Below are 26,985 nucleotides of genomic sequence, written 5' to 3' on the forward strand. Positions count from 1 at the left end.
GAATGTTTGAATCAGAGACGCTGCGAAGAGCGTCCCAACAATATAAATGTCGCTAACGCCGATAGGGCGGCGATGACCGCCGCGCACCCCATCAGCAGGCTGAAGCCGAAAATGAATCCCTGATGGGCCGTTTGCAGCCAAAGGGCGGTATCGGCGGAGGGGATTTTTCCCGCCAGCCATGACTGCAGCTGGCCGGTTGCCACATGATGAACGGCGTCCCGCAGGTTGACGGTATCCGCCAGGGGAAGATTAAGACGCTTTAGAGCAAAAAAGCGGCTGATGCCCGCCGTTAACACCGCGCCGAGTCCGGTCAGCCCGATAAGCAGCCCGACAAACCGGAACGTGGATGCCAGCCCCGAGGCCATTCCGGCACGCTCCAACGGTACGACCTGCATGGAGACCCTGGCGGTTTCACCGTTAAGCAGGCCGGCGCCCATGCCCAATATAAACATGCCTATGGCGACAAAAAGGTAACTGCCCGCCGCGGCCCAGGCGATGGCGGCATTACCCGCCGCCGCCAGCAGCAGTCCGATAACCAGTATCCCCCGGCCGGAAAAGCGTTGCGAAAGGCGCGCGGCGAACCAGGGGCCGGCCAACAGGGGAATACTGAAAGGGAGCAGCGCCAGTCCGGTTTTACCCGGATTGGAAAAGAAGGTTCCCTGCAGGAAAACCGGCAGATAGGTGGTCATGACATAACAGGTGGACGCAAAGGCAAGCATCGCAAGGCTGCAACCGATAAATGCCGGGTTGCGAAAGAGCCGCAGATCCACCATCGGCCGTTTCTGGCGCCGTTCGGCGTAAATGAAGGCCATCATTAACAGGGCGCCGGCAAGAAAGAGCATCTTAACGGAAAGGAGGTTGAATCCCTGATTGCCGCCGTCAATCAATGCGGTGGCAAAGCAGGCCAATGCCGCGGCAAACAGTACCGCTCCGCCGATATCAAGGCGGGCGTGGAGCAGATCCCGTGATTCAATAACCGAACGCGTCGCCAGGATAAACAGCGCCGCGCCAATGGGCGCATTGATTAAAAAAGCCCATTGCCAGCCTATACCGGCGGTGATGACGCCGCCGACGATCGGCCCCGCCGTGGCCGCTACGCCTATCACCACGCCCCACGTCGCGAATGCCTTGGCTCGCTCGCTGCCCTGAAATTCATGGCCCAGGACGGCAAGGGCCGAGCTCAGCTGCAATGCGGCCCCGATCCCCTGCAGGGCCCGGCCGATATTGAGCTGCATAATGGTTTCCGACAAACCGCAGAGCACGGACGCCAAAGTGAATATCGCCACTCCCCATTGCAGGCTTTTTTTTCTGCCGAAGCGATCGGCTATGGCCCCGGCGGGCATCAGGCAGGCGACGAATGCCAGGATATAAGCGCTGACGACCCACTCCACGCCGCTGAAGGCGCTGTGCAGGGAGCCGGCGATGGACGGAAGAGAGACCGCAACAATATTGGCATCGAGCATGATCATAAACGAGACGCCGGAGGTCGCCACCAGGACTTCGTAACGCCGCTGCTTTTCCGACGGAGCCGCAATGATATTGGTTAAGGACATCGTCTTCTCTTTCGTTGAATGGCTAAAATAGATTATGACTATAATATATTTTAATCAACAAAAAAACTCAACGCAAATGAGAAGCCGAGGTCCGGCGCAGCAAGAGGAAACCGTGCCGCCGTTACTTATTCCGTAAGTTCCGCCGCCCTGCGTCTGTCATATTCCAGCTGGGCCCGTTCGATATCGGATTGATGGTGAGCCGCCCAGCCGTACAGGGCGGTAAAAGGTTCCTGCAATGAGTGTCCCAACGCGGTGAGAGAGTATTCCACCGCGATGGGGGATGAGGTGATGACCCGTCGGGAGACCAGCCCGTTTCTTTCAAGGCGGCGGAGCGCTTCGGTCAGCGCTTTGTGGGTGATCCCGTCCAGACGCCGTTTGATGGCGTTGAAACGCGCGGGTTCCGCGCAGAGGAAGGTGAGGATCAATACCGACCACTTATTCGCGATCTGGTCAAGAATCGGCCTGGTGGACAAGGCTTCTACCAGTAGGCAGTCTTTGATTTTCGGCCTGGCTTCTTCCCGTATCGGGTTCTCAATTTTCGGCATGGGGGTTACCTCGTCTATATCTGGGCTACTTCAGGTGCGTAATTGACATTAGATATACGTCGTATATCTTGATGTCAACCTAAAAGATGAGGAGTGACCATGTCGAGATTAAACGGAAAGATTGCGGTTATCACCGGCGGCAACAGCGGAATCGGCTTTGCCGTGGCGCAGCGGTTTGTGCGGGAAGGGGCCTATGTCTTTATTACCGGGCGCCGTCAGGGGGAGCTGGACAACGCGGCGGCATCGCTGGGAGCGAACGCCCAGGCGGTGTGCGGCGACATTACCTCTGAAGCGGATATGCAGCGTTTATACCAAACGGTGAAGGATAAAAAAGGCAAACTGGATATCCTGGTGGTGAACTCGGGAATATCGGAATACGCCACCTTGGACGACATCACGGCGTCCCATTTCGATAAGACTTTCAATCTGAACGCCCGCGCCTCGCTGTTCACCGTGCAAGGCGCCGTGCCGTTGATGCCTGATGGCGGCGCCATCGTGCTGATGGGGTCCATCGCCGGATTTATCGGCACGGAAGGATACGGCGTTTACGGCGCCACCAAGGCGGTGATGCGATCCTATTCCCGCACCTGGGCCAAGGAGCTTTCCGGCCGGGGTATTCGCGTGAACACCCTTAGCCCCGGTCCCATTGATACGCCGATGTTTGACAGCGCATCCGATGAACTGAGAAAAACGATGACGGCGCTGATTCCGCTGGGTCGTCTCGGTCGTCCGGAAGAGGTGGCGGCCGCCGCGCTTTTTCTCGCCTCGGACGAGAGCAGCTTTATCACCGGCGCGGAGCTCTGCATCGACGGCGGAATGGCGCAGGTCTGAACGCGCGTTTCGTTAAAGGCGCTTAAGCCGTTCGGCCAACAGTGCCAGAAAGCGCGGATTATCCACCTGGGTCATCACCTGTATATTCGGCGAGGCGTCGCCGGGATGGCCCGAGGCAAGGGTTACCAAGGTCTGGCCGCGCAAATCATCGTCTTGACAGTTAACCCGTACCCGTCCCGATACGCCGTCAAACAGCGACGGATCGATAAGCCAGGCGATCACGCAGGGGTCATGCAGGCAACGATCGCCGGTGCCGTAACGCTGGATCATGGCGCTGACTGACGACGGCAGCGGGCCGGACTGCCGCAGGCCATCAAGAAAGGGTCCGCTGGTTTTGGCCTGGTGGGTGACATCCAGCCCGAACATCACCTGGGGTATGCCGGCATCAAGGACAATCCGGGCGGCCCAGGGATCGAAAAAAAGATTGAATTCCGCCACCGGCGAGACGTTGCCCGGACAAAAAGCCGCGCCGCCCATAAAGACGATCTGTTTGATTTTTGGCGCGATGTCGGGCTGTTTGACGATGGCCAGGGCGATATTGGTCATCGGACCGATGGGACATAGCGTGATTTCACCCGGCGCCTCGCTGACGGTGCGGATAATGAAATCCACTCCGTGCAGGTCCTGCAGGGGTACCGTGGGCTCAGGAAACGGCGCATCCCCCAGCCCGTCGCTGCCGTGTATCGGGGCGGACCGGCCCTGGGCTTCAATCATCGGCCTGCCGCAACCGGCATATACCGGAATATCGCCGCGCCCGGCCAGTGTGCATATCCGGCGTGCATTATACTGAGTCTGTTCCAGCGGCCTGTTGCCCGCCACGGTGGTGATACCCACTACCTCTATTTCCGCCGGCGAGGCCAGCGCCAGCAGAATCGCCACGGCGTCATCCACCCCCGGATCGCAATCCAGAATAATTTTATGTGTTGCCATTGCGGTGCTCCACTCTCCACTGATACTTGGGCAAACGTCGGGCTTGTAAATAATGGATTGTTCGCGCTGCCTACACCGTCATAAATGCCAATGAGGTCAATTTCAGGCTATCCTTAGGACTCCCCGCGCCGGGTCCAGGGTGACGGTCTGGCCGTTATGAACCCGGTCCATTAAACCGGTTATGCCCACCAGTATGGGAATGCCCATCGCCCGCGCCAGGATAGCGGTATGGGACAGCGGATGCCCTCCCTCCAGGGCAATGCCCGCCACCTTGGCGCGGTCCAGCGACGCCAGCCGGGAGGGGTATAATTCCTTGCCGATCAGGATGTATTCTTCACTTGGCGGCGGTGGCGGCGGCGGAGCCGTGTCAATCAGCGCCAGTACCATGTCCCGCATATCGCGGACATCCAGCTCACGTACCCGTAAATACTCATCCTGCAGGCCGGCATAATCCGCTGCCATCGCCGCGGTCTCCTTACGCCAGGCGGCGGCCGCGCTGCCGAGCCGAGGGATATTTTCCGCAACCGCGTCCCGTAGCCCCTCGTCCGACAGCAGCATGGCCTGCGCCTCGAAAATGCCGGCGAAGCGCGGTCCCAGCCGCAGGCTGATGGCGGCGGCGAGCTGCTCCAACTGACGCTGCGCCTGATCAATCGCCCCGGCAAAACGCCGCTGCTCCGGCTGAATGCAATCTAATGAGGTATCCGCGCGCGGTTGCGCCGACTGGGTTTGATTGCCCGTCATGGCCGGGATCCCTACCGCATTTTGCCTCGGGTCGCCGGTAAGACGCCAGGCGCGGGCGGTGACAGAGGGCTCCGCTACCGTTGTTCCTTGCAGCACTTCACCCTCTTGCGTCGGGATGGTCTCGCCAAAGCCGGTCCGGGCCTCCTGGAGAAATGCCGCCAGCGCCGCGTCGGCCTGCTCGCCTTCAGCGTACAGCACTATCTCGTCCCCCTGGCGCACCTGCAGGGCGGCTACCTGGTTTAGCCGGTTTGCGTCGGCGAACTGTCCGGTTTTTTCCAGCGTCAGCCGGGCGGCGAACGGCGAGAGCACCGATACCAGCCGGGCGGCGGGACGGGCGTGTAAACCGTGGGGATTCTCTATTCGCCAGAACGCGCGGCGCGCGCCTTCCCCCGGCGGGGTTGCCTGCGCCCCGGCGGCAGCGGCGGTTTCATCCGGCGGCGCTTCCCCGCCGGCGGGCACGGTTTCCCCTAATTGGGCCCGTTTGGCGGCCAGGGCATTCATGGCGTCGGCCATCACCCGGTCAAGATCGGCGCCGTTGGAAGCCGCCACCGCGGCCGCCAGCGTGCCTTCCACCAGCGGTGCGGCACAGAGCCTGACCTGCCGCGCCATATCCGGATCAAGAAGTTCCAAGGCCGTTTCGGCGCTGAGCAACGCGCTGCCCAAATCCATCATGACCACCACGCCGGAGGGATCGAACACCTCTTCAATAGCCGCCATGATCTTTACCGCATCGGTCCCGATGGGGTGCGCTTCGTCATCCACGCCGGCCGCCGTGATGAGGCGGCAGCCGCCCTGTATCATTTGCCCCGCCAGTTCCGCCACCCCCTCCGCCAGTTTGGCGCTGTGGGAAACCACCACCAGATTCACCATAGCTTGCTCCATTCCGCCTGCCGCGCCGCTGACATCACGCCGTCGGCGTTTTCGCCGCCGGATTAACCTTGGCTAGCCCCGTTACCCTTGATGCACCGTGGCCGCCAGCGCCTCCACCATCAGCATCGCCGAGGTGGCGCCGGGATCCTGGTGACCGATGCTGCGCTCACCCAGATAGCTGGCGCGCCCTTTGCGCGCCTGCATGCCGACGGTTTCCTCCACTCCCCGGCGGGCCTCCGCCAAAGCGTGATCCAGCGCGGCGGCGAGGGTATCCCCTTCGCCCTGCGCCCGCTCGAGCGCCGCCACCACCGGCCGCCAGACGTCGCACATGGTTTTATCCCCCGGCTCCGCCTTGCCGCGCGCCGTCACGCCGTCCACGCCGTCCTTAATCATTCGATACAGTTCCGGTAGCTCAAGGCTCTCAAGGGAAGCGGTGCTTTGCGCGGCGCGGATAAAGAAAGAACCGAACAGCGGGCCGCTGGCCCCGCCGACGCTGGAGAGCAGGGTCATGCCGGTATTTTTCAGGATGAAACCGATATCCTTATCGGCGAAAGTGGGCAGCTTTTCCACTACCTTGCTGAATCCACGGTGCATATTAAGACCATGATCGCCATCGCCGATCTCGGTATCCAGTCCGGTGAGAAAATCCCGCTGCTGTTGAAAAACCTCGCCGCAGCGCTGTAGCCAAGCCACAATCTGCTGTTTGGTTAATGCCATGTCTGTCTCCCGTTAACAATGCCAGCGCAGGGCGGGGGTATTCACCGGCGCGTCCCATAGCGCTAGGGTTTCTTCATCGGCCCGCATCAGCGTGATGGAAACGCCATACATATCCAGCGACGTGCACCAGGAGCCCACCAGGTTGCGGGCAATTTCAATGCCGGCCTCGGCGCAACGCTCGGCAAGGCGCCGGTAAACGTCGTAGAGTTCGGAAAGCGGCGTGCCGCCAAGATTATTCACCACGGCAATGACCCGTTCACCCCGTTGCAGCGCGTGTTTATCCTGGATCTCATCCTGCCAGTCCCCGAGTTCGCGATCCCAGCGGCGGATAGTACGCTGGTAATTGCCGTTTTCAATCAGTGTAGCGAACATCTGGTCCACCGTGTCATCCAGGTTGTGAAAGTTCCGCCGCTCAATACCCGGCTCACCGTGGATGCCGACGCCGAATTCCATCTCGTTTTCCGCCAGGATAAACGACGGGCGGCCCGCGGCCGGCACGGTGCAGGCGCTGAGCGCTACGCCCAGGGAAAATCCGTCGTTGTTGAGCCGGTGCCCCAGGGCCTGCAGTTCATCGAGGTTGTCTCCCCGGGCCGTCGCCGCCCCCAGCAGTTTTTCCAGCACCACGGTATTGGCGACGCCGCGCCGACCGGCGGTGAAGAGGCTGTCCTTGACCGCGACGTCGTCGTCCACCAATACGGTGGCCACCGGAACGCCGGCATCGTGCAGCAGCTCGGCGGCGGTTTCGAAGTTCATCACATCGCCGGTATAGTTCTTGATAAGCAGCAGAACGCCGTGGCCGCCATCCAGCGCCATGGCGCATTCGAACATTTGATCCGGCGTCGGCGAGGTAAAGATCTCACCCGGACAGGCGCCGTCCAGCATGCCTTCGCCGACATAGCCGGCATGCATGGGCTCATGGCCGCTGCCGCCGCCGGAGAGCAGCGCCACCTTGCCGGTGACCGGCGCATCGACACGGGTAACATACACCGGGTCTCGGTGCAGAATAAGAGCGGGATGAGCCGCCACCAGGCCGGCCAGCTGACCGGCCAGCAGATCGTCCACGCCGTTAATGAATTTTTTCATAGTGCGTTCCTTGGAAATAAGGGGGCCTTCCGGCATCGTTGCCGATTAAAAGCAGCGCCTCCGGATGCCGGCAAAAGCCGGCAGCGAACCGGATAGTCTTCAACATGTGCCTTCTCCTGTTCAGAATAGGCGGTTTATGTCCAGAGGCTGTCGGGCGAATGCAAGGAGCAAAATTACTGCGGAAAATCATTGAATTGTAGGAGGGGTTGAGACCAATTTCTGAGGGTGGCGTCTCATAACGGAACATCCCGTTCCCGCCGATGATGTACGCCGATATAACGTTCATAACGGGCGGGTTTTAACTGGTGTAAATCCACCAGCACCAGGCCGTCGACGCAGTTGTTGAAGGCCGGATCGGAACCGAAGTCAATAAACTGCACGCCGCCCGCTTCGCACAGTTCGGAATACTGTTTATACAGCGGGGGTATACTGCAGCCGAAGTTGGCAAACAGGCGTTTTAGCCGGTGGAGGTCTTCCTGGTAGTTATCGCCGGTGAATTGGGCCAGGACTTCGGGCAGCGAAGCGGGGTAAGGCCGGCGGGACGCGGCCAGCGGCAGCGAGGGGGCAAAATAGAGCCGGTAGAAGGCAATCAGCAGATCCCGCGCCGCCACGGGCATGCCGCCGGAAATGGACACCGGGCCGAACAGGTAGCGGTACCGGGGGTATTTGGCCAGATAGGCGCCGATGCCAATCCAGAGATAATCCAGACTGCGTTTTCCCCAGTAGGCCGGCTGGACAAAACTTCGCCCAAGTTCGATACCCTGCGCCAGAATGTCGTCCATCTGGTGGCCGTAATGGAACAGGCTGTGGGTGTAAATACCGTCAATGCCTTTAAGCCGGTATTGTTCCGCCGTGGGAATAAAGCGATAGGCGCCGACAATTTCCAGCCCCTGGGCATCCCAGAGGATCAAATGATAATAATCATCGTCATAGCCGTCCAGATCACGGCGGCGGCCGCTGCCTTCACCCACCGCGCGAAAGGCGATTTCACGCAAACGCCCCAGCTCGCGCAGTATGGGGACATAATCCTCGCCGTTACGTCGGTACAGATAAATGATCTTGCCGTCCGGTAAATGGCCCAGGATTTCACTGCCCTCCAGGGCGCGTTTCAGCACGGCGCGGTCTTCCGCCCGCGCTATGGCGGATTCGCTGCGGAAAAACCCTTCTTTACCTTGCCCCAGCCGGTAAACATGGCGACGGAAACGTTCGGCGAGATCCTTGGCCTGGGTATGGCCGTCATGCCAGTTGGCAAAGGGGATGCGCGCGCCTACCCTCAGCCGCAGCCGGTTGCCGCCCTGCAGGAACATCTCCCGTACCAGCAACAGCATGGACAATGGCCGGTATAATAGGGCAGAGGCATAAAACAGCGCGCTGTTGCGTCCGCCGATGTGCACCGGCACGATGCAGGCGCGGGTTTTGGCCGCCAGACGGATAAATCCGGTGTGCCAGTGGCCGTCCCGGATGCCTTTGCCGCCGAGGCGGGAAACTTCGCCGGCCGGGAAGAGTATCAATACGCCTTGTTTCTCCAGATGCTGCTGCATCATGGCCACCTGGTTGCGGCTGGTGCGATTGCCCATGTTATCCACCGGGATCATCAGGCTGCCCAGGGCATCCACGCAGGATAATACGCGATTGGCCACCACCTTCACATCCGCCCTTACCGAAGAGACGGCATGCAGCAGCGCCAGGCCGTCCAAGATGCCCAGGGGATGATTGGCCACCAGGACCACCGGTCCGTAGCTGGGTATTTGCTCCAAATCCCGTTCGGACAGCTCACAGCGCAGGTTAAAATGCTCCAGCATCTGCTCCACCATATCCATGCCTTTGAGATGCCGGTAATCTTCCGCCAATTGCCGGAAATATTTTTCGCGGAATAAATAACGCAGCAGACTGAGTTTCCAGGGCGCGGTTTTATGCAGCGGATCAAGATCCTGCAGCACCATATCCATACTAAACATGGTATTACCTCCGGGTAAGTTGCTTTGAACATAATCCGGACAGATGACAGTTCAATGGCAGGTAAATGATGATAAGGAGAATGATGGGTGCTTCCTAAAAACGACCAGCGCCGCGAGGAAATTATCTGCGCCGGGCCAGACAGATATAAAATAGTTGCTCATAAAAAATAATCGCTGCACTGAACCGGACCTTAGGTATAGCATTCTGTGTCTGAAATAAAGATTTCATTTATATGACATTCCTGTGACCATCAGATCATGCGGTGTTATTGAGCTTGTACCGCGTTGGCACGATAAAAGAGATTGCTTTTATTTTATTAACTGTCGTAATAATGTTTTCTCATGATTTGACGATATGAAAAATGCCGGCGGAAATTACTCAGCAATTAAACTTTAACGATGAAGTGACCGGGCTTATTTACGGCTATGTTTTTGAACCGGATGCGGCGGCGCGTCGTATTCCCTCCCGTGAAGTGCTCAATGAATTTCAATCCATCGAGCCGGGCCGGGGGTTCATCTGGCTACATGTGAATCTTAATCACGCCACGGCCGAGAAATGGCTGAAAAAACATTTCGCCATGGCGGATTTTTTCTTCGAGGAGATTCGCCAGGGCTCGCGCAGTACCCGGATAGAACGCCAGGGCGAGGTGCTTTTCGCCGTGCTCAACGATGTGATATTTCGCCCCGAGGGCGGCGGGGAAGATGCGGCGACGCTCTGGCTCTATTGCCGGCCCCAACTGGTGGTGACCGCGCGCCATAAGCCGGTGCGCCTGATCGAGAATCTGTTTCGCAAGCTGGATCAATTGATGCCTGCGTCGCCTACGGCATTATTGGTCGACTTGCTGGAAGAGCAGGAGGATGTGCTGGAGCAAATAGTCCGCCAGGCCAACCTGTACGTAGACGCCATCGAGGAGCGGCTGCTCAGCCACCATATCAAAAACAACCGTACCGCCCTGGGCCGCCTGCGTCGGCTGTTGTTGCGCTATCAGCGTTTGCTGGCTCCCGAGCCGGCGGCATTATTTCGTCTGATGAGCCGTCCTCCGGCATGGCTCGAGACCGTGGTAGTGCAGGATATACGGCATTTCGCCGAAGAGTTCACGGTAGTGCTCAATGATTTGGTGGGTTTGACCGAGCGGATTCGTTTATTGCAAGAAGAGATAGCCGCCAAACAGATGGAGCAAAATAACCGTACGCTGTTTCAGTTGACCATCATCACGGTACTGGCGCTGCCGATTAATATCGTTGCCGGTTTTTTCGGCATGAATGTCGGCGGTATCCCCTTTGCCAATAATCGCCATGGCTTCCTGCTGCTGGTGCTTATCGTGACGGGCTTTACCCTGATTACGGCCTATTGGGCGCTTAGGCGCCGGGACAATGATTAAGCCGGTGGGATTTCAAGGCGTCGATCGTGAATGTCTCAACCCCCCGGCATGCCCGGAGCGAATAAATGCACGTCGGACGAACGTGAGAACCGTTACTGATTATTTAAAATCAATGCGCTCGGAATGTGATAATTGAGACGAATTTCCCGGCCGGCGGGAATATCTTCCGTGGCGAATAACGCGATAACATTCACTCTTCGCCCACCTTCGAGGCAGGCCTTGAATTTCGCGCTTTCAACATTGTAGCCGGTTTTTGCCTGGCTGACGGGCATGCCGTGATCATCGTATTTATAACGCGTATTGATTTTTGACAGTATGCCGTCACTGTCCAGATAGGTTATCGGCTGTCCTTTTAACGAGAGGTCGATAATATATGCATGGTCAAACAGATCGGCGTCTCCCATTTCCTGCGGCGAGACCAGGACACCGGCAAAAATCCCTAAACAGGTAGCCCGAGGGATGAGTTTGGCGGCCACCACTCCCCATTGCCCGATAAGGCGGGATTCCTGCGGCGGTACATCATCGCCGGTTAAGATGCGACAATCCAGATAATGAAATAACCTCCCTCTTTCGGCGCCGGTTGACGTTAATGATATAAAGGGCCTAACCGCCTGTGCACGGTAATGTTTCCCTGAATCGGCGATGGCGGAAAGGTCGGCGATATTTTGTATGGTTATGGTCTTTCCGGCGGTATCCCGGTATGGAGGCAAATCATTATCTCCGGAATAATAATCACGATTACGATTAATTATGGTTTGACGCAGCCGGTATTTTATCGCCATTTTCAATAAACCATTCATGGCCTGTCGGGAATAATAATGCATGGCGGCGCGCTCCCTATCGTCGGCCTGTGCTTCCGATTTGCCGTTACGCATATTCACCAAGCGGGTAATGTATATTAGGGTAGATTCCGGCAAGTCCTCCGTAGGGAGAGAGGCGGGGTTGATGCCGATGGGGGCCAGAGCGGCCCGATCTTCCAGCGTTATCAACCTGGCGCTAAGGGAACGCATGCATTTCAGGGCTATAAGGATAGGCTTGCTGGGATGCGCCGCATTCATCCCCCGGGCGGCGGCGGATAACAATGCGCTGTCCGCTATCTGCAGCCATTGCCGCCAGAGCGGACGGCAATGGCTGCAGCAATTCTGCGCGGCGCGCAGGCGTTGCAGTAAAGCCTCGGTTTGGCGGGGCAATTCATTACGCAAGGCAGGGAACGAGATAAGATAGCCTGCGACATCCGGGGGGGCGATAGCGTCCATAGTAGTTCCTCCTTTTTGAGGCAACGGCTTTTATGCGTTATGGATTGGGTCACTGAATGCTCAGCGTTTCCATAGGGTAACATCGCAGGAAAAAGAGTATAGGGCCGGGCATGCGCCGGAAGGAAAAGTGTTATTGCCGGGGGTGTCCCCGGCCTGATACGGTCACTCTGTAGCGGGTCGCTCGGAGGCGAAATAACATAATGCAATCGCCGGCAGTGCGGTGCCCAGAAGAGAAGCAAGCCCCCACCCGCCCTGGGCATAGGCCCATCCCCCCAGGGCCGAGCCTATGGCGCCGCCGACAAAAAAGGTGGCCATATAGATGCCGTTCAGACGGCTTCGGTAGTGTTCTCCCAGAGCAAAAATGGCCCGCTGGCCAATCACCAGGTTCATGGTGACGCCAAAATCCAGCAGTATCGCCGCCAAGACCAGGATGCCCAGCTTCAGGTGAGAACCCGTATCGCCGATATGGGTAAGCAGAAACGCCGTGCCGGCGGCCAGCATGGCAAACAGCGTGGCGGGCTTGCTTAAACCGCGATCGGCAACACGTCCGGCAATGGGTGCGGCGATGGCGCCGGCCACCCCGGCAAAGGCGAACAGCGCCACCCCCACCTGGGAAAGATGAAACTCCGGTCCGGTGAGGAGCAACGGCGTCACGGTCCAGAACAGGCTGAACGCGCCGAACAGGGCGGCGTGGTAAAGGGCGCGCCGCCGCAGGGTAAGATTATGCACCGCCAGGCTGCCGATAGAGGCCATCAGCGCGCGATAGCGTAGTCCCGGGGCCGGTCTGCGGACGGGTAAAACATATCCCAGCGTCAGCGTCAGCAGGATCATTACCAGGGTGGATATAATGAATACCATCCGCCACGACGACAAATGCGTGATCAGGCTCGATACCGGGCGGGCGAGCATGATGCCCAGCATCAGACCGCTCATCACGTCGCCCACCGCTTTGCCCCGCAGAGCGGGGGCGGAAAGATGCGCCGCATAGGGCACCAGTATTTGCACCGCCACCGAACCCAGCCCGATAAACACCGCGGCGGTCAAAAACAGGCTGACGGTATGGGCGAGTACCGCCGTCGCCAGGGCGGCAATACCCACGCCCATGACGCATAGCGTCAGCCCGCGGTTTTCGAACAGGTCACCCAGGGGCACGATCAAAAGCAGTCCCAGTCCATAGCCGATTTGCGTCATTGTCACGATAAGTCCGGCCGCCTGGGGCGATAGGCCAAGGGCGCGGCTGATTTCTCCGGCCAGGGGCTGGGCATAGTAGATATTGGCGACGATCAGGCCGCAGGCGGTGGCCAGGATCAGCGTCAGACGCCTGGATAAAGCCGGTGGTTGCGATGGTTGTGTCATGGGATCCCTTAAATGGGAATAACTATTCCCCAATAAAAAAGGGCCGATTTCTCAAGACGAAATCTACCCTACGACTTTAAGGGCCAGTTCAACCAGCCCAGGCATTTCTTCTTTGGCGCGTCCGGTTTTCCCCGGCACGCGCAAACCGAACCGTATGCATGACATCAGTTCCGCGTCGCTGCCGGCATAAATGCCGGCGGCGGTTTTTAATGCCATGGGCGGATTGTAGGTAATGAATGTTTCTCAATCAAATTAATCATTGGTAAATAACCATGGAATTTATTTTTTCGGCATGACGGCTGCCGCCGCCAGCAGCGTCAGCAGGATGGCGAGATAACCCACGCCTTGCCAGCCCGCCCGTTCCCAGGCCAGCATCGCGCACATGGAACCGAAAGTGCCGCCGAGAAACATCCCGCCCATAAACAGAGTATTCACCCGGCCTTTAGCCTCTTCGCGCAAACCGAAGATAATGTGTTGATTGGCCACCAGCGCGCTCTGCACCCCAAGGTCCAGCAATATTACGCCCACCGTTAAGCCGGTTAAGGATGTCCAGCCCACGAACAGCAGCCATGCCGCCAATACCAGCCCCACACCGCTCATGATTACCCGGCGGCCGCCAAGCTTGTCCGACAGCCTGCCGGCGGCGGGAGCGGCGAACACGCCCGCCGCGCCCACCACACCGAACAAACCGGCATATCCGGCGCCGAGGTGAAAGGCGGGCTGGGCCAGATAGAGCGCCAGTACGGTCCAAAAAGCGCTGAACGCGGCGAACAGCGCCCCTTGGGTCAGGGTTGCCTGGCGCAGGCGGGGTTCTTCACGCCACAGATGCACCAGGGAAGCCAACAGCGCGCCGTAGCCCAGGGCGGTTTGCGCCTGGGTTTTCGGCAGCATCCGGGCCATCAGCCAGGCGCCGAGCAGCGACAGGGGCACGCCCAGCATAAACATTCCCCGCCAGCCGACATAGACGGCTACCAGACCCGCCAGGGTTCTGCTCAGTAAAATGCCGCACAATAAACCGCTCATCACGCTGCCCACTACGGCGCCGCGACGGGCAGGTTCCGCCATGGAGGCCGCCAGCGGGACGATTTGCTGCGCCGCGGTGGCGCCGATGCCCAGCACCAGCGAAGCCGCCAACAGCACCCAGGCTGAAGGGGCAAACGCCGCCAGCAAGGACGCCAGCGCCAGAGTCAAAAACTGGGCCACTATCAATTTGCGCCTTTCCAGCAAATCCCCCAGCGGCACCAGTAGCAATAGCCCCGCCGCGTAACCCAACTGGGTGATGGTGGGTATAAGGCCGGTGGCGAACCGGCCGGGGAAACTGGCGGAAATGACCACCAGCATCGGCTGGTTGTAATAGATATTGGCGACCGCGATACCGCAGGCCGCCGCCATGGCGAAAATAAGCCAGGCGCCGAGCGCGTCGGTCTTTTCATTGGGTATTAACGTTGCGACAGACATCTTATTCCATCCATTCAGTGGCCGACTCCGGTCGGCGTTCGATGACGGAAGAATAAAGGATGTCCCGCCGGGCGGGTAGTGGGGGCAAAAAGATAGTATTTATTCCTGTTGAGAATAAAGTGGGTTCGCCATGGGCGACGAAGCGCCTTGAACCACTTCGGCGAGGTAGGCGACAAATGCCCGGGCCTTGGCGCTGGCCATGCGGCCGGTGGGAAAAACCGCCCATAGATCCATGGTGGGCAGATGCCAGTCGTTCAGCACCGGAACCACCAGGCCGGCGGCCAATTCCGGTGCGAACATCCATTCCGACGCCATGGCAAGCCCCAGACCCGACAGTACCAGGGTGCGGATGCCCTCCGCCGCGGATGCCCTCACCCGGCCCCGTCCATGGACGATGCGCTCCTCCCCATGGCGGCTGAAAACCCATTTGGAGCCGCCGCCGCCGCGCTGGGTATAGACTACCGCCTGATGGGCCACTAAATCCTCCGGTATCCGGGGTTCGCCGGCGCGGGCGAAATAGTCCGGCGTACCTAAAATCAGCAGGCGACAGGTAGCGAGGCGGCGGGCTATCAGGCTTGAATCCCGCAGATCGCCCAGCCGCAGCGCCACATCGATGCCTTCGGAAACAAGGTCGATATGGCGATCGTCCAGCACCACATCAATATAAAGGTCGGGATTGCGGGCCAGGAAGGCGCCCAGATGGGGCAGAATATGCAGGCGGGCAAAGGTGACCGGCGCGCAAATGCGCAGCCGGCCGGTTAATCCCGATCCCGAACCGCGGGCGGCCACCTCGGCTTCATTAATATCGTCCATGGCGCGTTTGGATCGCTGGTAATACTCCTCACCGGCCTCGGTGGGGGTCAGGCCGCGGGTAGAGCGAATCAATAGCCTGACGCCGAGCCGCTCTTCCAACTGGGCGACGGTTTTGGACACCGCCGGCTGGCCGAGATTCAAGCGCCGGGATGCCGCGGTAAACGATCCGCTTTCCACCACGCAAATGAACGTCTCCATCGCCGCCAGCCGGTCCATGGTATTCCTCCCGGGAATGATTAAATCACTCCCGGCAGTCTACCTTTCCGGCTGGGGAAGCGGAAGGGGAATGTGTTTCCCCTTTGTTTAAGTGCGGCAAAATAGTGCGGCCATAGCGTTAGCGGGCATGTCCCATCAGCGCCGCATCATGCAAATCCAGGCGTTGCCAGAAATTCTGCTCCCCTTCGCCGGCGGACAGCGGGTAGCCGTTCGGTATGGCGGTTTTAACCAGCAGGGCCCGGCGCTGAGCTGCCGAAAGGTTAGGCAACGGCCCTTCCAGTAACACTTCGGCGCCAGCGGGCACCTTGACGGCACTGGCCGGCGCGGCGCTATCCTTCGGCAAACCGTAGGTCATGGTATAGCGATAGAACGAGGTCATGCCGCTGCCCAGATAAGGGTCGGCCTGGCCCTGGCTTTTGGCGCATTCGGCCAACGAGACGCCGCACTCTTTCTCCAGCGCGCCGCGCAACTGCTGTTTAGCTTCTTCAAACAGTGCGCGGTAGCGGGGATCGTTAAGAAAATGGGCAACGTTGCGTTCAGCCACCATACGGGAACCGATGATATCCAGCGGATAATGCACCCCGAGCACGATACGGGAGTAGCCGTAGCGGGCGCCGCGATCCACCAGCGGTACGAAGCGTTCCGGGATCATCTCCCCCATCAGCAGGGCATCGGTGTAACCGGTATTGGTATGGCCGCTGGGGAAGGCGCCCTGGGTGGCTGTGTAAGGATGGTTATCCTGGACCACCATGTCATCCGGCACCAGATGAATTTCATTACCGGGCTGCAGGAAAGGGCGGGGATAATTGAAGTGGTCTTTGGCCGCGCCGGTGCTGATTTCCGAGGTTTTTATCAGCGCGGCGGCCTTGCCCATTTCGCCGTTTTGATAGGCGGCGAGGAAGGCTTTACCGAGCCGCGGACCGAGTGCATCGGCGATGAAAAACAGATAGTTCTGCCCTTCCGCATCCACCAGCGCCTGCTGCCGCTGTCCCTTGGTGGCGTCACGATTGATTTGGGTGACTATCGCCAAGCTGCGCTTTTGTACTTCCGGCGTTAACTGCGAAAAATCAGATAAAAGGGCGATGCCTGCCTGTTGATTTTGTTTAACGGCAAAATCATAGCCGGATTGGGTCAGCCACTTTTTATCCGCTTGCTTGGCGGTTTGCTTGGCTTTATCCAACTGCGGACGGGTCAGGGTTGCCGCGTCGCCTTGCAGCGATTTGCGCAACGCATCCTGCACGTGCTGATCCAGCTCCAGGTAGTCGGCGTTCAGGCTGTAGAACGAGGTGGTATCCACGATGGCGCTGATTTGGGCCGGATCCTCCGCATTCGGTCGCGCCCAGGCCGAGGAAATGAGCATCGCGGTAGCCGCGACGACGAAAGAATAGGTATGCCGCATGTCGAGTCCTTTTAGCTAATCGAGACAAAAGAAGGAAAACGTCACAACATCATTAAGCTAGGCCGCGTTTATGACAATTTAATGTCAACGATGCGGCGACAAACCGGCCGCTCAAACTCCACCTTGGCAAATGCGCTCTTCCTTTGACCCAGGCCCGATAGCGGTTTCGGCGCAACGTGCCTAAGCAGCTGATCTGCTTACCGCATCACCCTAGTCCGGCGGTACTGGCCGCCGGCCATGGCCTGATGGTTTCTTTAAGGTTCAATCATTCGGAACGGCAATTCAGGAAATTAACGCTGCGACCCCATCCCTTATCATGTATGCAAATAAACTATTCAATTACGATCCGACTTTAACGGTATAAGTCTTTTTAAATTCCGATCCGCTTTGCAGCATGGTGCCATGAATGGCACCTGCTATGGTCACCCGGATATCGCCGGTTTCTTTTGGCGTTCCGAATATCCTGATTCTGCCATAATCTTTTGCCGTTACAGGCAGCACCGGCCCTTCATAGTCACTGGGAGCCCAAGACAGGCCAGAATCCGCGGGGTATATTTTTACATTAACACTATTAGATATAGCCCATCCTACAATAATCACATCCTCATAAGGCTGGCTGACCTTGGCATCCTTTAGAAAAGGACCGTCGGGAAGGACACGGGCTTTTATTGCGCATGACGTCAAAAGAACACAAGAAATTAAAATAATGAATTTTCTCATTTCATTCCATTGGTTTGAAAACCAATCCTCCAAACACGTGACGACCCAGTAGCCGTTACGTACATAATCATTAAATATCCCCACATCATGCTGATTGATGTGGGATAAGCCGGTATTATCGAACACCTTTTGATATCCGGCTTTCTCAAACCACTGAGACAGCTTCCCCCAGGTGGTAATCCCGGCCGCCTTGTCATCCACGGCATCGTAACGCATAACGTAGTTTTCCGAGTCCCTGAGCCCCGCCAGCATCATCCAGTCCAGCCCGGAAACCCGCGGTAAACCTTTGTTATCGTAAAAGGACCCTTTGGGATGACGGCAGCCCTCGTTGGGGACGATATTCAGATTGCCTATTCCTTTGACCCAGGCCCGATAGCGGTTTCGGCGCAACGTGCCTAAACAGATGATATGCCTACCGCATCACCCTGGTCCGGCGGTACTGGCCGCCGGCCATGGCCTGATGGTTTCTATAAGGTTCAATTATTTGGAACGGCAATTCAGGAAATTAACGCTGCAACCCCATCCCTTATCATGTATGCAAATAAACTATTCAATTACGATCCGACTTTAACGGTATAAGTCTTTTTAAATTCCGATCCGCTTTGCAGCATGGTGCCATAAACGGTACCTGCTATGGTCACCCGGATATCGCCGGTTTCTTTTGGCGTTCCGAATATCCTGATTCTGCCATAATCTTTTGCCGTTACAGGCAGCACCGGCCCTTCATAGTCACTGGGAGCCCAAGACAGGCCAGAATCCGCGGGATATATTTCCGCAATAACTCTATTAGATATAGCCCCTCCTACAATAATCACATCCTCATAAGGCTGGCTGACCTTGGCATCCTTTAGAAAAGGACCGTCGGGAAGGACACGGGCTTTTATTGCGCATGACGTCAAAAGAACACAATAAATTAAAATAATGAATTTTCTCATTTCATTCCATTGGTTTGAAAACCAATCCTCCAAACACGTGACGACCCAGTAGCCGTTACGTACATAATCATTAAATATCCCCACATCATGCTGATTGATGTGGGATAAGCCGGTATTATCGAACACCTTTTGATATCCGGCTTTCTCAAACCACTGAGACAGCTTCCCCCAGGTGGTAATCCCGGCCGCCTTATCATCCACGGCATCGTAACGCATAACATAGTTTTCCGAGTCCCTGAGCCCCGCCAGCGTCATCCAGTCCAGCCCGGAAACCCGCGGGAAACCTTTGTTATCGTAAAAGGACCCTTTAGGATGACGGCAGCCCTCGCTGGGGACGATATTCAGATTGCCTATTTTTGTCCTGCCGTGGCGCCGGAGATCTCGCGCCGCCTGCGCATAGACATCAGGCCGATCCATTTGCAGGCAGTAAAAGAAAGCAGCGGAGCCACATAAGCTGGTATCCCCTTGGGTGGGGTAATCCATATGATGAAACCGAGAGAAAATCTGTTTTTCTATATCCTCCTGCTCAAACGGATCGCGAGGGTCGCCTATAGGGTATTTTTGCGCAACAAACGGTCTTTCAGGCTCAGAGATCGTGACAATATGGCCATTATTCCCTTCGTTTACCGGACGGGTTTGGCCGGTGGTTACAAAATAGCAGGGGTTTTCATGCTTGCTTGGAGAGAAGGCTTTACCGGTGGTGAATTCTTCGAGGCTGTACATCCGGGTAAATGGCTCCTCGACGACACAAATCGTTTTCAGCATGGTTTTCCGGTACAAAACCACTTCCATAATATAGATCACAGAAAGCGCGTCGCTGGTTTCCTGAGTAGTGTGCCTTTGTGTTTCGTAATTGTTGTTTAACGGCTGTTGTTTGACATCGAGAAGTGTGAATCTCTTTTTTTTCGAATCCAACCGGTAAATGCATAAATCATACAGCAAAGAGCTAGGGGGAATATTGGCATTGATTTTGGTGTATACCCTATAGGCTGGCATGGTTAATCCATAATATTATGCAGACTTATATTATCTGTCGTATCGAAAAAGTGTCATGCCGAAATATTAGGTAGAAAACCGGGTAAATAAAATATCGCTAAGTTAAACGAAACACTTTTGATTATGTACTATTTATCCACATGAAGCAGGGATAGACAGCGGTGCTTCGGCGGGGGGTAGGCGGCTAATCGGCCCGGTCGCCCCGTCATGGTTATAAATCCCTCAGGTAGCTGCCGATGCTCTGCGCCGCTTTGCGTCCTTCCGCGATGGCGGTGACGATCAGGTCCGCTCCGCGCACGATATCGCCGCCGGCGAATATTTTGGGGTTGCTGGTCTGCAGCGGATAACCCGACACCACCGGCGCCACTACCCGTCCCTGTTTATCCAGCGTCACGTTATGATCCGCCAGCCAGGACATGCGGTGCGGACGGAAACCAAACGCCAGCAGTACCGCATCGGCGCTAATTGTCTCCTCGGATCCGGCGATGGGCACCGCCTGCCGGCGGCCCGATCCATCCGGTTCGCCCATGGCGGTATGGATCATGGTAACGCCGGTGACTTGTCCCTGTTCATTAACCTCAAAGCGCAGGGGCTGGAGGTTGAACATGAATTCCGCCCCTTCCTCCCGGGCGTTTTTCACTTCCTTCTTCGAGCCGGGCATGTTTTTCTCATCGCGGCGATAGGCGCAGACAACCCGGGTGGCACCCTGGCGCAGCGAGGTGCGCACGCAGTCCATGGCGGTATCGCCGCCTCCCAATACCAGAACGGTTTTCTTTTCCATACTGGTAAAAGTGTGTTCATCGGTATCGGTATAGCCCATTAAATGGCGGGTATTGGCAATTAAAAAGGGCAGGGCGTCAAGCACGCCGGCGGAGTCTTCATGGTCCAGGCCGGAACGCATGGATTGATAGGTCCCCACCCCCAAAAACAACGCATCGAACTGTTCCAGTAATTGCTCCATGGTGATGTCCCGCCCGATTTCGGTATTCAACCGGAATTCCACGCCCATGGCGCTGAAAATTTCCCGCCGGCGGATCATGACGCTTTTGTCCAGCTTAAAGGCCGGAATGCCGAAGGTCAGCAGGCCGCCGATCTCGGGGTAACGGTCAAACACTACCGGCTGGATGCCGTTGCGCACCAGTATGTCGGCGCAGCCCAGCCCGGCGGGGCCGGCCCCGATTACCGCTACCCGTTTGCCGGTGGGCTTAACCTGCGTCAAATCCGGCCGCCAACCCGCGGCGAGCGCCGTTTCAGTAATGTAGCGCTCGATATGGCCGATGGTCACCGCGCCCTGGCGTTCGTTAAGGGTGCATGACTGTTCGCAGAGGCGATCCTGCGGACAGACCCGACCACAGACTTCAGGCAGGCTACTGGTGCTATGGCTGAGCTCCGCCGCCTCAATGATGCGGCCCTGTCCGGCCAGCGCGATCCACTGCGCAATGGCGTTGTGCAGCGGACAGGTCCATTGGCAAAAGGTCTGTTCGCCGCAATGCAGGCAGCGCGCGGACTGTTCGCCGATCTGCGCCTCGGTAAACGGCCGGTAAATCTCGGCGAAGGTGGTTTTTCGCTGTTCAAGGGGAATTTTGCCCGCTTCCAGCCGGGCAGGACGCGGCGCATCGAGCAGCTTTACCACCGGCAGCGGGCCGGGAACGGTAAACGATGGCGGCACAACGGTCCGGCGGTCCGGACCGAACAGATGGCCGGCGGGATCCCTGAGGGCGGCGGCCAGACGTTTTTGCTGCTGCCGTTCATTCATCTGCCGTTCATCCATGATGTGCAGCGCCCGTGTCGGGCAGGCGCGGACACAGGCCGGATCGTAGTTTTGGTCGGCGCATAAATCGCATTTTTGCGCTTCGGTCCGTTGGTAGGACTCCGCCAGACGACGGCTGGCGGGCTGCACGGTCTCGGTTACCACGGTTATCATGCCGAACGGACAGGCGATGACACAGCTTTTGCAACCGATGCAGAGCGCCTGACGCACCTGAATGGAATCATGGCTGCGGATAATGGCGTCGTTGGGACAGACGGCGGCGCAGGGGGCATCTTCGCAATGGCGGCAGGACACGGCAAAACTGGCGGCGGCGCCTTTCATTACCTGCAGCCGCGGCGTGAAGTATTCGCGTTTATCGGGGAAGAGGCCGCCGTGATGGCTGACGACACAGGCCACTTCGCAGCTGCGGCAGCCGATACAGGTTTCTGGTTCTGCGACGACAAATCTGTTCATGGTATTTTTCCTGCGGCGGGTATAGCCCCTCGCCGCATACATAATAGGAGAGTTCCGCCCGGAGCCGGGCAGTCAGGCGGCAAAATAACCTTATCTTTATAAAGGTTACTATTCCGCGAGCGCAATCCTTTTTTTACAATAAAACCGGGCGGCAGCGCCGGTTTGTGCAGGCTGCGGTAAACATTCCCCGCTTTTGGTGTAAATGCCCAACCCCGATGGGCGGGGTGGCAAAAGAGGCGCGCCTGCCTGCCGCCGCTTTTTCTGCGTGCCCACGGTTTCGCGGCTATTCTTTTGCTTAGAACCCATCGATTTTTGTATGCAGGAGACGTGTATGAGTCACTCACCCATTGCCCCTGAACGGGCCGAAACCGACCGGCAGGTGGAAGCCTTTCTCAAATCACTTAACGCCGCCGATGCGCCGCCGGTTGAATCCTTATCGCCACAGGCTGCCCGTGAAGTGCTGATCCGGCTGCAAAAATCTGTTGGGGTCAATCTCGACGGCATTGACGAGTCCGAACAAATCATTGTGGTGGACGGCCAGGAGCTGAGCCTGAATATCGTCCGTCCCGCCGGGCATAACGAAGCGTTACCGGCCTTTATGTTTTTCCACGGCGGCGGCTGGGTAATGGGTGACTACTTCACCCATCAACGCCTGCTGCGGGATTTGGTGGTGGAAAGCGGCGCAGCGGGAGTATTTGTCAACTATACCCCCTCCCCGCAAGCGCAATATCCGACGGCGATCCAGCAGGCATATGGCGCTACGCGTTGGGTGGCGGAGCATGGCGCCGCCGTCAATATCGACGGATCCCGGCTGGCGGTGGCGGGCAACAGCGTAGGCGGCAATATGGCGACGGTGGTCAGCCTGATGGCAAAAGAGCACGGCCGGCCTTCCCTTAAGTATCAGGTCTTGTTCTGGCCGGTGACCAATGCGGATTTTGCTACCGAATCCTACCAGCGTTATCCGGAAGGCTATTTTCTGACCAAGGGCATGATGGAGTGGTTCTGGGATAATTACACCACCGACCCGGCGCAGCGGCGGGAAATCACCGCCTCGCCCCTGCAGGCGCTGCCGGAACAATTGGCCGGTTTGCCGCCGGCCCTGGTTCAGGTGGCGGAGTACGATGTACTGAAAGATGAAGGCATCGCATATGCGCGTAAACTTAACGAGGCGGGCGTGGATACCACCCTGACATGCTATTACGGTTTGATCCATGATTTCGGCCTGCTCAATCCCTTGCAGCAGGTGCCGGGAGTGCGCAGCGCGCTGCTGCAGGCCGCGGCACAGCTGAAAGAACATCTGTTTTAACGCCTTGCGCAAGAAATAAGGGCCATGCAGGAGCACAAAAAGTGCGCTTTTGGGCAAATGCCCGGTGATTCTGGCATCCCCACGATGAATTGATCGTTACCATTCGTTATAGTTATTAACTATTTGTTCACAGGGCGGCTTCGGTGAGACCGCCCCTTTTGTATGAGTATGATGATGGCCATGCGTGGTACCTCTCCCCAGCCGGCCGCCAGCGGATGGCGTCTCAACCTGAAAATAATGTCCGTCGTTGTCTTTAATTTTGTTAATTATCTGACTATCGGACTGCCATTGGCGGTGTTACCCGGCTATGTGCATAACCATATGGGCTATAGCGCCTTTTGGGCCGGACTGGTCATCAGCCTGCAATATCTTGCTACCTTGATAAGCCGTCCCTGGGCCGGCCGGTATGCCGACCGGGTCGGGCCAAAACGCATTGTCGTGCTGGGATTGGGCGGCTGTCTGTTAAGCGGCGTAGGCTATCTGCTGTCATTACTTATGGATTCCTGGCCGGTAACGGCCCTGCTTTTCCTGTGCGCCGGACGCATCATTCTCGGTATCGGGCAGAGCTTTGTCGGTACCGGCGCCACCCTGTGGGGCGTGGGCTCGGTGGGATCTATGCATATCGGCCGGGTGATTTCCTGGAACGGCGTGGCCAGCTACGGCGCGCTGGCGGTTGGGGCGCCGCTGGGGGTCTGGCTGCACGCCATCGGCGGCCTGGGACTGCTGTCGGCATTTATCATCCTGGTGGCCGGCCTTGCCATCGCGGCGGCCATACCGCGTCCCAAGGTGAAAACCGTCGCCGGTAAACAAATCCCGTTCAGTGCGGTAGTTGGGATTATCTGGCGTTATGGCCTGGTTTTGGCCTTTGCCTCCTGCGGTTTCGGCGTTATTGCGACTTTCATCACCTTGTTTTATGCCGACAAGGACTGGAGCGGGGCGGCTTTTGCCCTTACGCTGTTCAGCGTGGCGTTTGTCGGTACCCGGCTGTTTTTCCCCAACAGTATTAATCGCTTCGGCGGCCTGCGGGTATCCATGGGCTGCTTTACCGTGGAAGCGCTGGGCCTGTTGCTGGTGTGGCAGGCCCCTTTGCCCTGGCTGGCGGGTGCGGGGGCATTGCTTACCGGGGCGGGATTTTCCCTGGTGTTCCCTGCGCTGGGGGTGGTGGCGATGAAAGAGGTGCCGCCGCAAAATCAGGGCAGCGCCCTGGCCACCTTCACGGCGTTTATGGATTTATCCCTGGGGATTGTCGGCCCCTTGGCGGGGCTGCTGATGGCCCACGCCGGCGTTTCGTCGATTTATCTCGCCGCCGCGGTTCTGGTGATAATCGCCTTGTTAATGACTCTGTCGCTTCAGCGTCGCGTTTTACGGCACCGGGCTTCCGGCCAGGAAGGCTGAAGGGCACGGGCTTGATACCGGAACACTTCGCAGTATGGGCCTGCCGGGGCGGGAGATTGCATTCCGGAGACGCATTCTACTCTCGCGTTAAGCGCTGCGGACAGCCGCCGGGATAGCGCCGGCGACGCATGCTTTACCGACGGCATTACGGCCCCTCGTCGCCGCGAGCCGTGGTCGCCGAGGGTAGCGCGGTTATTTGATGGTGATGGTATTCAGTATGGTTTGGGCGTCGCTTTGGGCTTTTTGCTGATTGCCGGCCGGCAGCGTGACTTGCATGGTCAACAAATGATTGTCCACCTTGCCGAAGACCACCGAGGAATAGGCCGGCTTGCCGCCGCTGGAAACGATGCTGTCCAGCTGTTGCAGGGGCGCTCCGTTAACGGTGATGGCTTTGTTGGTCACCACCTGCAGGTCCGGGTCACGGGCGCGCTGCTGCTCTTCCATCCGCTGCGCCAACTGCTCCAGGCTTTCGGGGGTGTCGTCGCCAAGAATCACGATAACCGCCTTATGGCCGGACTCATCGGCGTAAACGTGCATATTATTGGCCTGAGTGCCCACTTTACCGCTTTGATCGGTAATATCAGACGGCAAAGCAAAGGCCAGCTTGCCTCCCAGCAGATTCACCTTGTTGGTCGTCTGGGTCTGGGCCGCGCTGTTGCCGGCGGTGGCGTTTTGATCATTTTTATTATCACAAGCCGCCAGACCGATAACCAGCATGCCGATACCCACATACTTCGCTACATTCCGCATATATTTCCTCAATGACTCCATTTTCTCAGCCGGTAGGTCGGCATTTAGTCTGATAGCCCGTACGAATTAATCAGGGTATGAAAAGTCATTAACACTGAGTCAAAGGCTTTTTGCCAGCCATACCAAATTTTCCTCTTCAGCATCCTGCGCGTCCACTCGCGTCAACCGATAATGATTTGTTATGAGAAACAATAGCATCCCTTTGAAGCGGTTGCGTGTTTTTACAGTAATCTTACTATAACCCCGCGCTCGGGCCCACTCCTCCTGTGCCGTCCATAGGGCGCTGGCGTAACCCCGGCGGCGGTACTCGGGTGATACACCCCCCAGCCAGCTGCAAAATAGCATACTGTCCAGCGCATAACCGGCGATAAACCCCGCGGGACGACCGTCCGCTTCCGCCATCAGCAGATGATGCGGCTGGTTTTGCAGCCGCATTTCGATTTCCAGCAGGGTATGCCGCGTATCAAACTCGGGTAACTGAGCATAGAGCAGATGAATTTCTTTCGCACTGGCGGTGCGCAAGAAGACAGTCATGGCAATCTCCCGATAGCGAGTACGCCAAGAATAGACCAATCCGGACGTTAACTCAGTTGGAGAAATCCGGTTTCCGGCTGTTGCCTTAATTTCTTTAACAGCAGATTGAGCAACACCCCGTACATCGGCAAAAAGAAAAGCAAACTTATCAGTAGTTTAAAAGTATAGTCTACGATGGCTATTTCCACCCAATGGGTTGCCATAAAAGCATCGGTGCTGTGATAAAAAGCGATAAAAAAGAACGCCAGCGTATCGCTGAGATTGCCCAATACCGTTGATGCCGACGGCGCCACCCACCAGCGCCGGCCTTGGCGCAGGCGGTTAAATACATGGACATCAAGAATTTGGCCCAAAGCGTACGCCATGAAACTGGCGCAGGCGATGCGCGCCACGAACAGGTTGAATACGCCCAGGGCGCCAAACCCTTGGCACCGGCCCAGGAAGAATAGCGATGAGACGCCATAGGACACCAGCAGCGCCGGGACCATGACCGCCAGTATTATCCGGCGGGCCAGCGGCGCGCCAAAAATTCGTACCGTCAGGTCGGTGGCCAGAAAAATAAAGGGAAAGGTAAAGGCGCCCCAAGTGGTATGGAAACCCAGAATGGTCACCGGCAGTTGCACCAGGTAGTTACTCGAGGTAATGACAATGATATGAAACAAGGCAAGCCAGAACAGCGCGCGCAGACGCTGCCGGGGAGTAAATTCAAACATATTGCGGCCTTTTTTAGCTATGGGGTGAGGGAACCCAAAACAACCAGCGCGCCATTTTTGTTACGCGGCGCGCATCCTATCAGGTTATGCTGCTATCCGTTTATACTGATAACGCAGCCGCAGAGTTTATCATTGAACCCGCTGAAGCTTGCAACGGAATTTCACCGAGGTAAACTTCACGTGTACGGGTGAAAGCGGAATCAGGCATAGCGCTCGGGCTTAGCTGCTCAACGGAAGGCGAGCGCCCCACGGCGCGCTAGGCCCGCTATCACCGGACGTGCAACGAGCCTGTTAAAGGGAGAGC

The 26,985-nt window shown here is 57.5% G+C and carries 23 protein-coding genes; 4 read left to right on the forward strand and 19 right to left on the reverse strand.

Translation table 11 applies throughout. The annotated features are described in order from the left end of the window. Window positions 1-11: 11 nt before the first annotated feature. Both ACL2XO_RS02200 and ACL2XO_RS02205 read right to left on the reverse strand, forming a co-directional pair. Window positions 12-1,553 carry an MFS transporter gene (locus tag ACL2XO_RS02200; RefSeq protein ID WP_413726277.1) on the reverse strand — a complete coding sequence of 514 codons (1,542 nt, stop codon included), beginning with the start codon at window positions 1,551-1,553 and terminating at the stop codon, window positions 12-14. Between the two features lie 125 nt (window positions 1,554-1,678). After that, window positions 1,679-2,098, reverse strand: a complete 420-nt coding sequence (locus ACL2XO_RS02205) for a winged helix-turn-helix transcriptional regulator (RefSeq protein WP_413726278.1) — start codon at window positions 2,096-2,098, stop codon at window positions 1,679-1,681. Between the two features lie 99 nt (window positions 2,099-2,197). Between ACL2XO_RS02205 and ACL2XO_RS02210 the strand changes: the two genes are divergently transcribed. Continuing rightward, window positions 2,198-2,929, forward strand: a complete 732-nt coding sequence (locus ACL2XO_RS02210) for an SDR family NAD(P)-dependent oxidoreductase (RefSeq protein ID WP_413742102.1) — start codon at window positions 2,198-2,200, stop codon at window positions 2,927-2,929. 12 nt (window positions 2,930-2,941) lie between these two features. On the opposite strand, the gene ACL2XO_RS02215 is transcribed toward ACL2XO_RS02210, so the two are convergent. The 5 genes from ACL2XO_RS02215 to ACL2XO_RS02235 all read right to left on the reverse strand — a co-directional run bounded on the left by ACL2XO_RS02215 (window position 2,942) and on the right by ACL2XO_RS02235 (window position 9,228). After that, window positions 2,942-3,859 (reverse strand): nucleoside hydrolase, encoded by a 918-nt coding sequence (locus ACL2XO_RS02215; protein WP_413742103.1) that lies wholly within the window; start codon window positions 3,857-3,859, stop codon window positions 2,942-2,944. A gap of 102 nt (window positions 3,860-3,961) precedes the next feature. Further along, the gene (gene dhaM / locus ACL2XO_RS02220) at window positions 3,962-5,470 is read right to left on the reverse strand and encodes a dihydroxyacetone kinase phosphoryl donor subunit DhaM (RefSeq protein ID WP_413743020.1); all 1,509 of its coding nucleotides are present in this window, start codon (window positions 5,468-5,470) and stop codon (window positions 3,962-3,964) included. An 81-nt stretch (window positions 5,471-5,551) separates the two neighbouring features. Continuing rightward, window positions 5,552-6,187, reverse strand: coding sequence for a dihydroxyacetone kinase subunit DhaL (dhaL, locus tag ACL2XO_RS02225; protein WP_413726281.1), 636 nt, complete (start codon window positions 6,185-6,187; stop codon window positions 5,552-5,554). Between the two features lie 12 nt (window positions 6,188-6,199). Beyond that, window positions 6,200-7,270, reverse strand: coding sequence for a dihydroxyacetone kinase subunit DhaK (dhaK, locus tag ACL2XO_RS02230; protein ID WP_413726282.1), 1,071 nt, complete (start codon window positions 7,268-7,270; stop codon window positions 6,200-6,202). A 233-nt stretch (window positions 7,271-7,503) separates the two neighbouring features. Then, window positions 7,504-9,228 carry a lysophospholipid acyltransferase family protein gene (locus ACL2XO_RS02235; RefSeq protein ID WP_413742104.1) on the reverse strand — a complete coding sequence of 575 codons (1,725 nt, stop codon included), beginning with the start codon at window positions 9,226-9,228 and terminating at the stop codon, window positions 7,504-7,506. Between the two features lie 362 nt (window positions 9,229-9,590). Here ACL2XO_RS02235 and ACL2XO_RS02240 point away from each other — a divergent pair, with 362 nt between their 5' ends. Further along, window positions 9,591-10,610: a transporter gene (locus ACL2XO_RS02240; protein WP_413726284.1), complete on the forward strand. Its 1,020-nt coding sequence runs from the start codon at window positions 9,591-9,593 to the stop codon at window positions 10,608-10,610. Window positions 10,611-10,702: 92 nt separating this feature from the next. On the opposite strand, the gene ACL2XO_RS02245 is transcribed toward ACL2XO_RS02240, so the two are convergent. The 9 genes from ACL2XO_RS02245 to aegA all read right to left on the reverse strand — a co-directional run bounded on the left by ACL2XO_RS02245 (window position 10,703) and on the right by aegA (window position 21,983). Then, complete coding sequence (locus tag ACL2XO_RS02245; RefSeq protein WP_413742105.1) at window positions 10,703-11,866, reverse strand: hypothetical protein; 1,164 nt, start codon at window positions 11,864-11,866, stop codon at window positions 10,703-10,705. 162 nt (window positions 11,867-12,028) lie between these two features. Beyond that, window positions 12,029-13,222, reverse strand: a complete 1,194-nt coding sequence (locus ACL2XO_RS02250) for an MFS transporter (RefSeq protein ID WP_203524454.1) — start codon at window positions 13,220-13,222, stop codon at window positions 12,029-12,031. A 63-nt stretch (window positions 13,223-13,285) separates the two neighbouring features. Further along, window positions 13,286-13,438, reverse strand: coding sequence for a hypothetical protein (locus tag ACL2XO_RS02255; RefSeq protein ID WP_165934182.1), 153 nt, complete (start codon window positions 13,436-13,438; stop codon window positions 13,286-13,288). Between the two features lie 63 nt (window positions 13,439-13,501). Further along, window positions 13,502-14,680: an MFS transporter gene (locus tag ACL2XO_RS02260; protein ID WP_413742106.1), complete on the reverse strand. Its 1,179-nt coding sequence runs from the start codon at window positions 14,678-14,680 to the stop codon at window positions 13,502-13,504. A gap of 99 nt (window positions 14,681-14,779) precedes the next feature. Further along, window positions 14,780-15,709: a LysR family transcriptional regulator gene (locus ACL2XO_RS02265; protein ID WP_413726288.1), complete on the reverse strand. Its 930-nt coding sequence runs from the start codon at window positions 15,707-15,709 to the stop codon at window positions 14,780-14,782. A 118-nt stretch (window positions 15,710-15,827) separates the two neighbouring features. Further along, window positions 15,828-17,108 (reverse strand): acid phosphatase, encoded by a 1,281-nt coding sequence (locus ACL2XO_RS02270; protein ID WP_413742107.1) that lies wholly within the window; start codon window positions 17,106-17,108, stop codon window positions 15,828-15,830. Between the two features lie 339 nt (window positions 17,109-17,447). Continuing rightward, window positions 17,448-18,044 carry a hypothetical protein gene (locus tag ACL2XO_RS02275; protein ID WP_413742108.1) on the reverse strand — a complete coding sequence of 199 codons (597 nt, stop codon included), beginning with the start codon at window positions 18,042-18,044 and terminating at the stop codon, window positions 17,448-17,450. Between the two features lie 338 nt (window positions 18,045-18,382). Then, entirely contained in the window at window positions 18,383-19,759 is a 1,377-nt protein-coding gene (locus tag ACL2XO_RS02280) for a hypothetical protein (protein WP_413742109.1), read from the reverse strand. Between the two features lie 211 nt (window positions 19,760-19,970). Beyond that, window positions 19,971-21,983, reverse strand: coding sequence for a formate-dependent uric acid utilization protein AegA (gene aegA / locus ACL2XO_RS02285; RefSeq protein WP_413742110.1), 2,013 nt, complete (start codon window positions 21,981-21,983; stop codon window positions 19,971-19,973). Window positions 21,984-22,314: 331 nt separating this feature from the next. On the opposite strand from aegA, the gene ACL2XO_RS02290 reads away from it, so the two are divergent. Both ACL2XO_RS02290 and ACL2XO_RS02295 read left to right on the forward strand, forming a co-directional pair. After that, window positions 22,315-23,289, forward strand: a complete 975-nt coding sequence (locus ACL2XO_RS02290; RefSeq protein ID WP_413726292.1) for an alpha/beta hydrolase — start codon at window positions 22,315-22,317, stop codon at window positions 23,287-23,289. 162 nt (window positions 23,290-23,451) lie between these two features. Further along, window positions 23,452-24,684: an MFS transporter gene (locus ACL2XO_RS02295; protein ID WP_413742111.1), complete on the forward strand. Its 1,233-nt coding sequence runs from the start codon at window positions 23,452-23,454 to the stop codon at window positions 24,682-24,684. A 192-nt stretch (window positions 24,685-24,876) separates the two neighbouring features. Here the strand turns inward: ACL2XO_RS02295 and ACL2XO_RS02300 are convergent, their stop codons facing one another. The 3 genes from ACL2XO_RS02300 to ACL2XO_RS02310 all read right to left on the reverse strand — a co-directional run bounded on the left by ACL2XO_RS02300 (window position 24,877) and on the right by ACL2XO_RS02310 (window position 26,681). After that, the gene (locus ACL2XO_RS02300) at window positions 24,877-25,434 is read right to left on the reverse strand and encodes a DcrB family lipoprotein (protein ID WP_132923919.1); all 558 of its coding nucleotides are present in this window, start codon (window positions 25,432-25,434) and stop codon (window positions 24,877-24,879) included. A gap of 99 nt (window positions 25,435-25,533) precedes the next feature. Continuing rightward, on the reverse strand, window positions 25,534-25,968 hold the full coding sequence (locus tag ACL2XO_RS02305) for a GNAT family N-acetyltransferase (protein ID WP_413742112.1): 435 nt from the start codon (window positions 25,966-25,968) through the stop codon (window positions 25,534-25,536). A 47-nt stretch (window positions 25,969-26,015) separates the two neighbouring features. Next, window positions 26,016-26,681 carry a 7-cyano-7-deazaguanine/7-aminomethyl-7-deazaguanine transporter gene (locus ACL2XO_RS02310; RefSeq protein ID WP_203524447.1) on the reverse strand — a complete coding sequence of 222 codons (666 nt, stop codon included), beginning with the start codon at window positions 26,679-26,681 and terminating at the stop codon, window positions 26,016-26,018. Between the last annotated feature and the right edge of the window lie 304 nt (window positions 26,682-26,985).

Source organism: Sodalis sp. RH15 (genome assembly GCF_047324255.1).
Classification (GTDB): Bacteria; Pseudomonadota; Gammaproteobacteria; order Enterobacterales; family Enterobacteriaceae; genus Acerihabitans; species Acerihabitans ligni.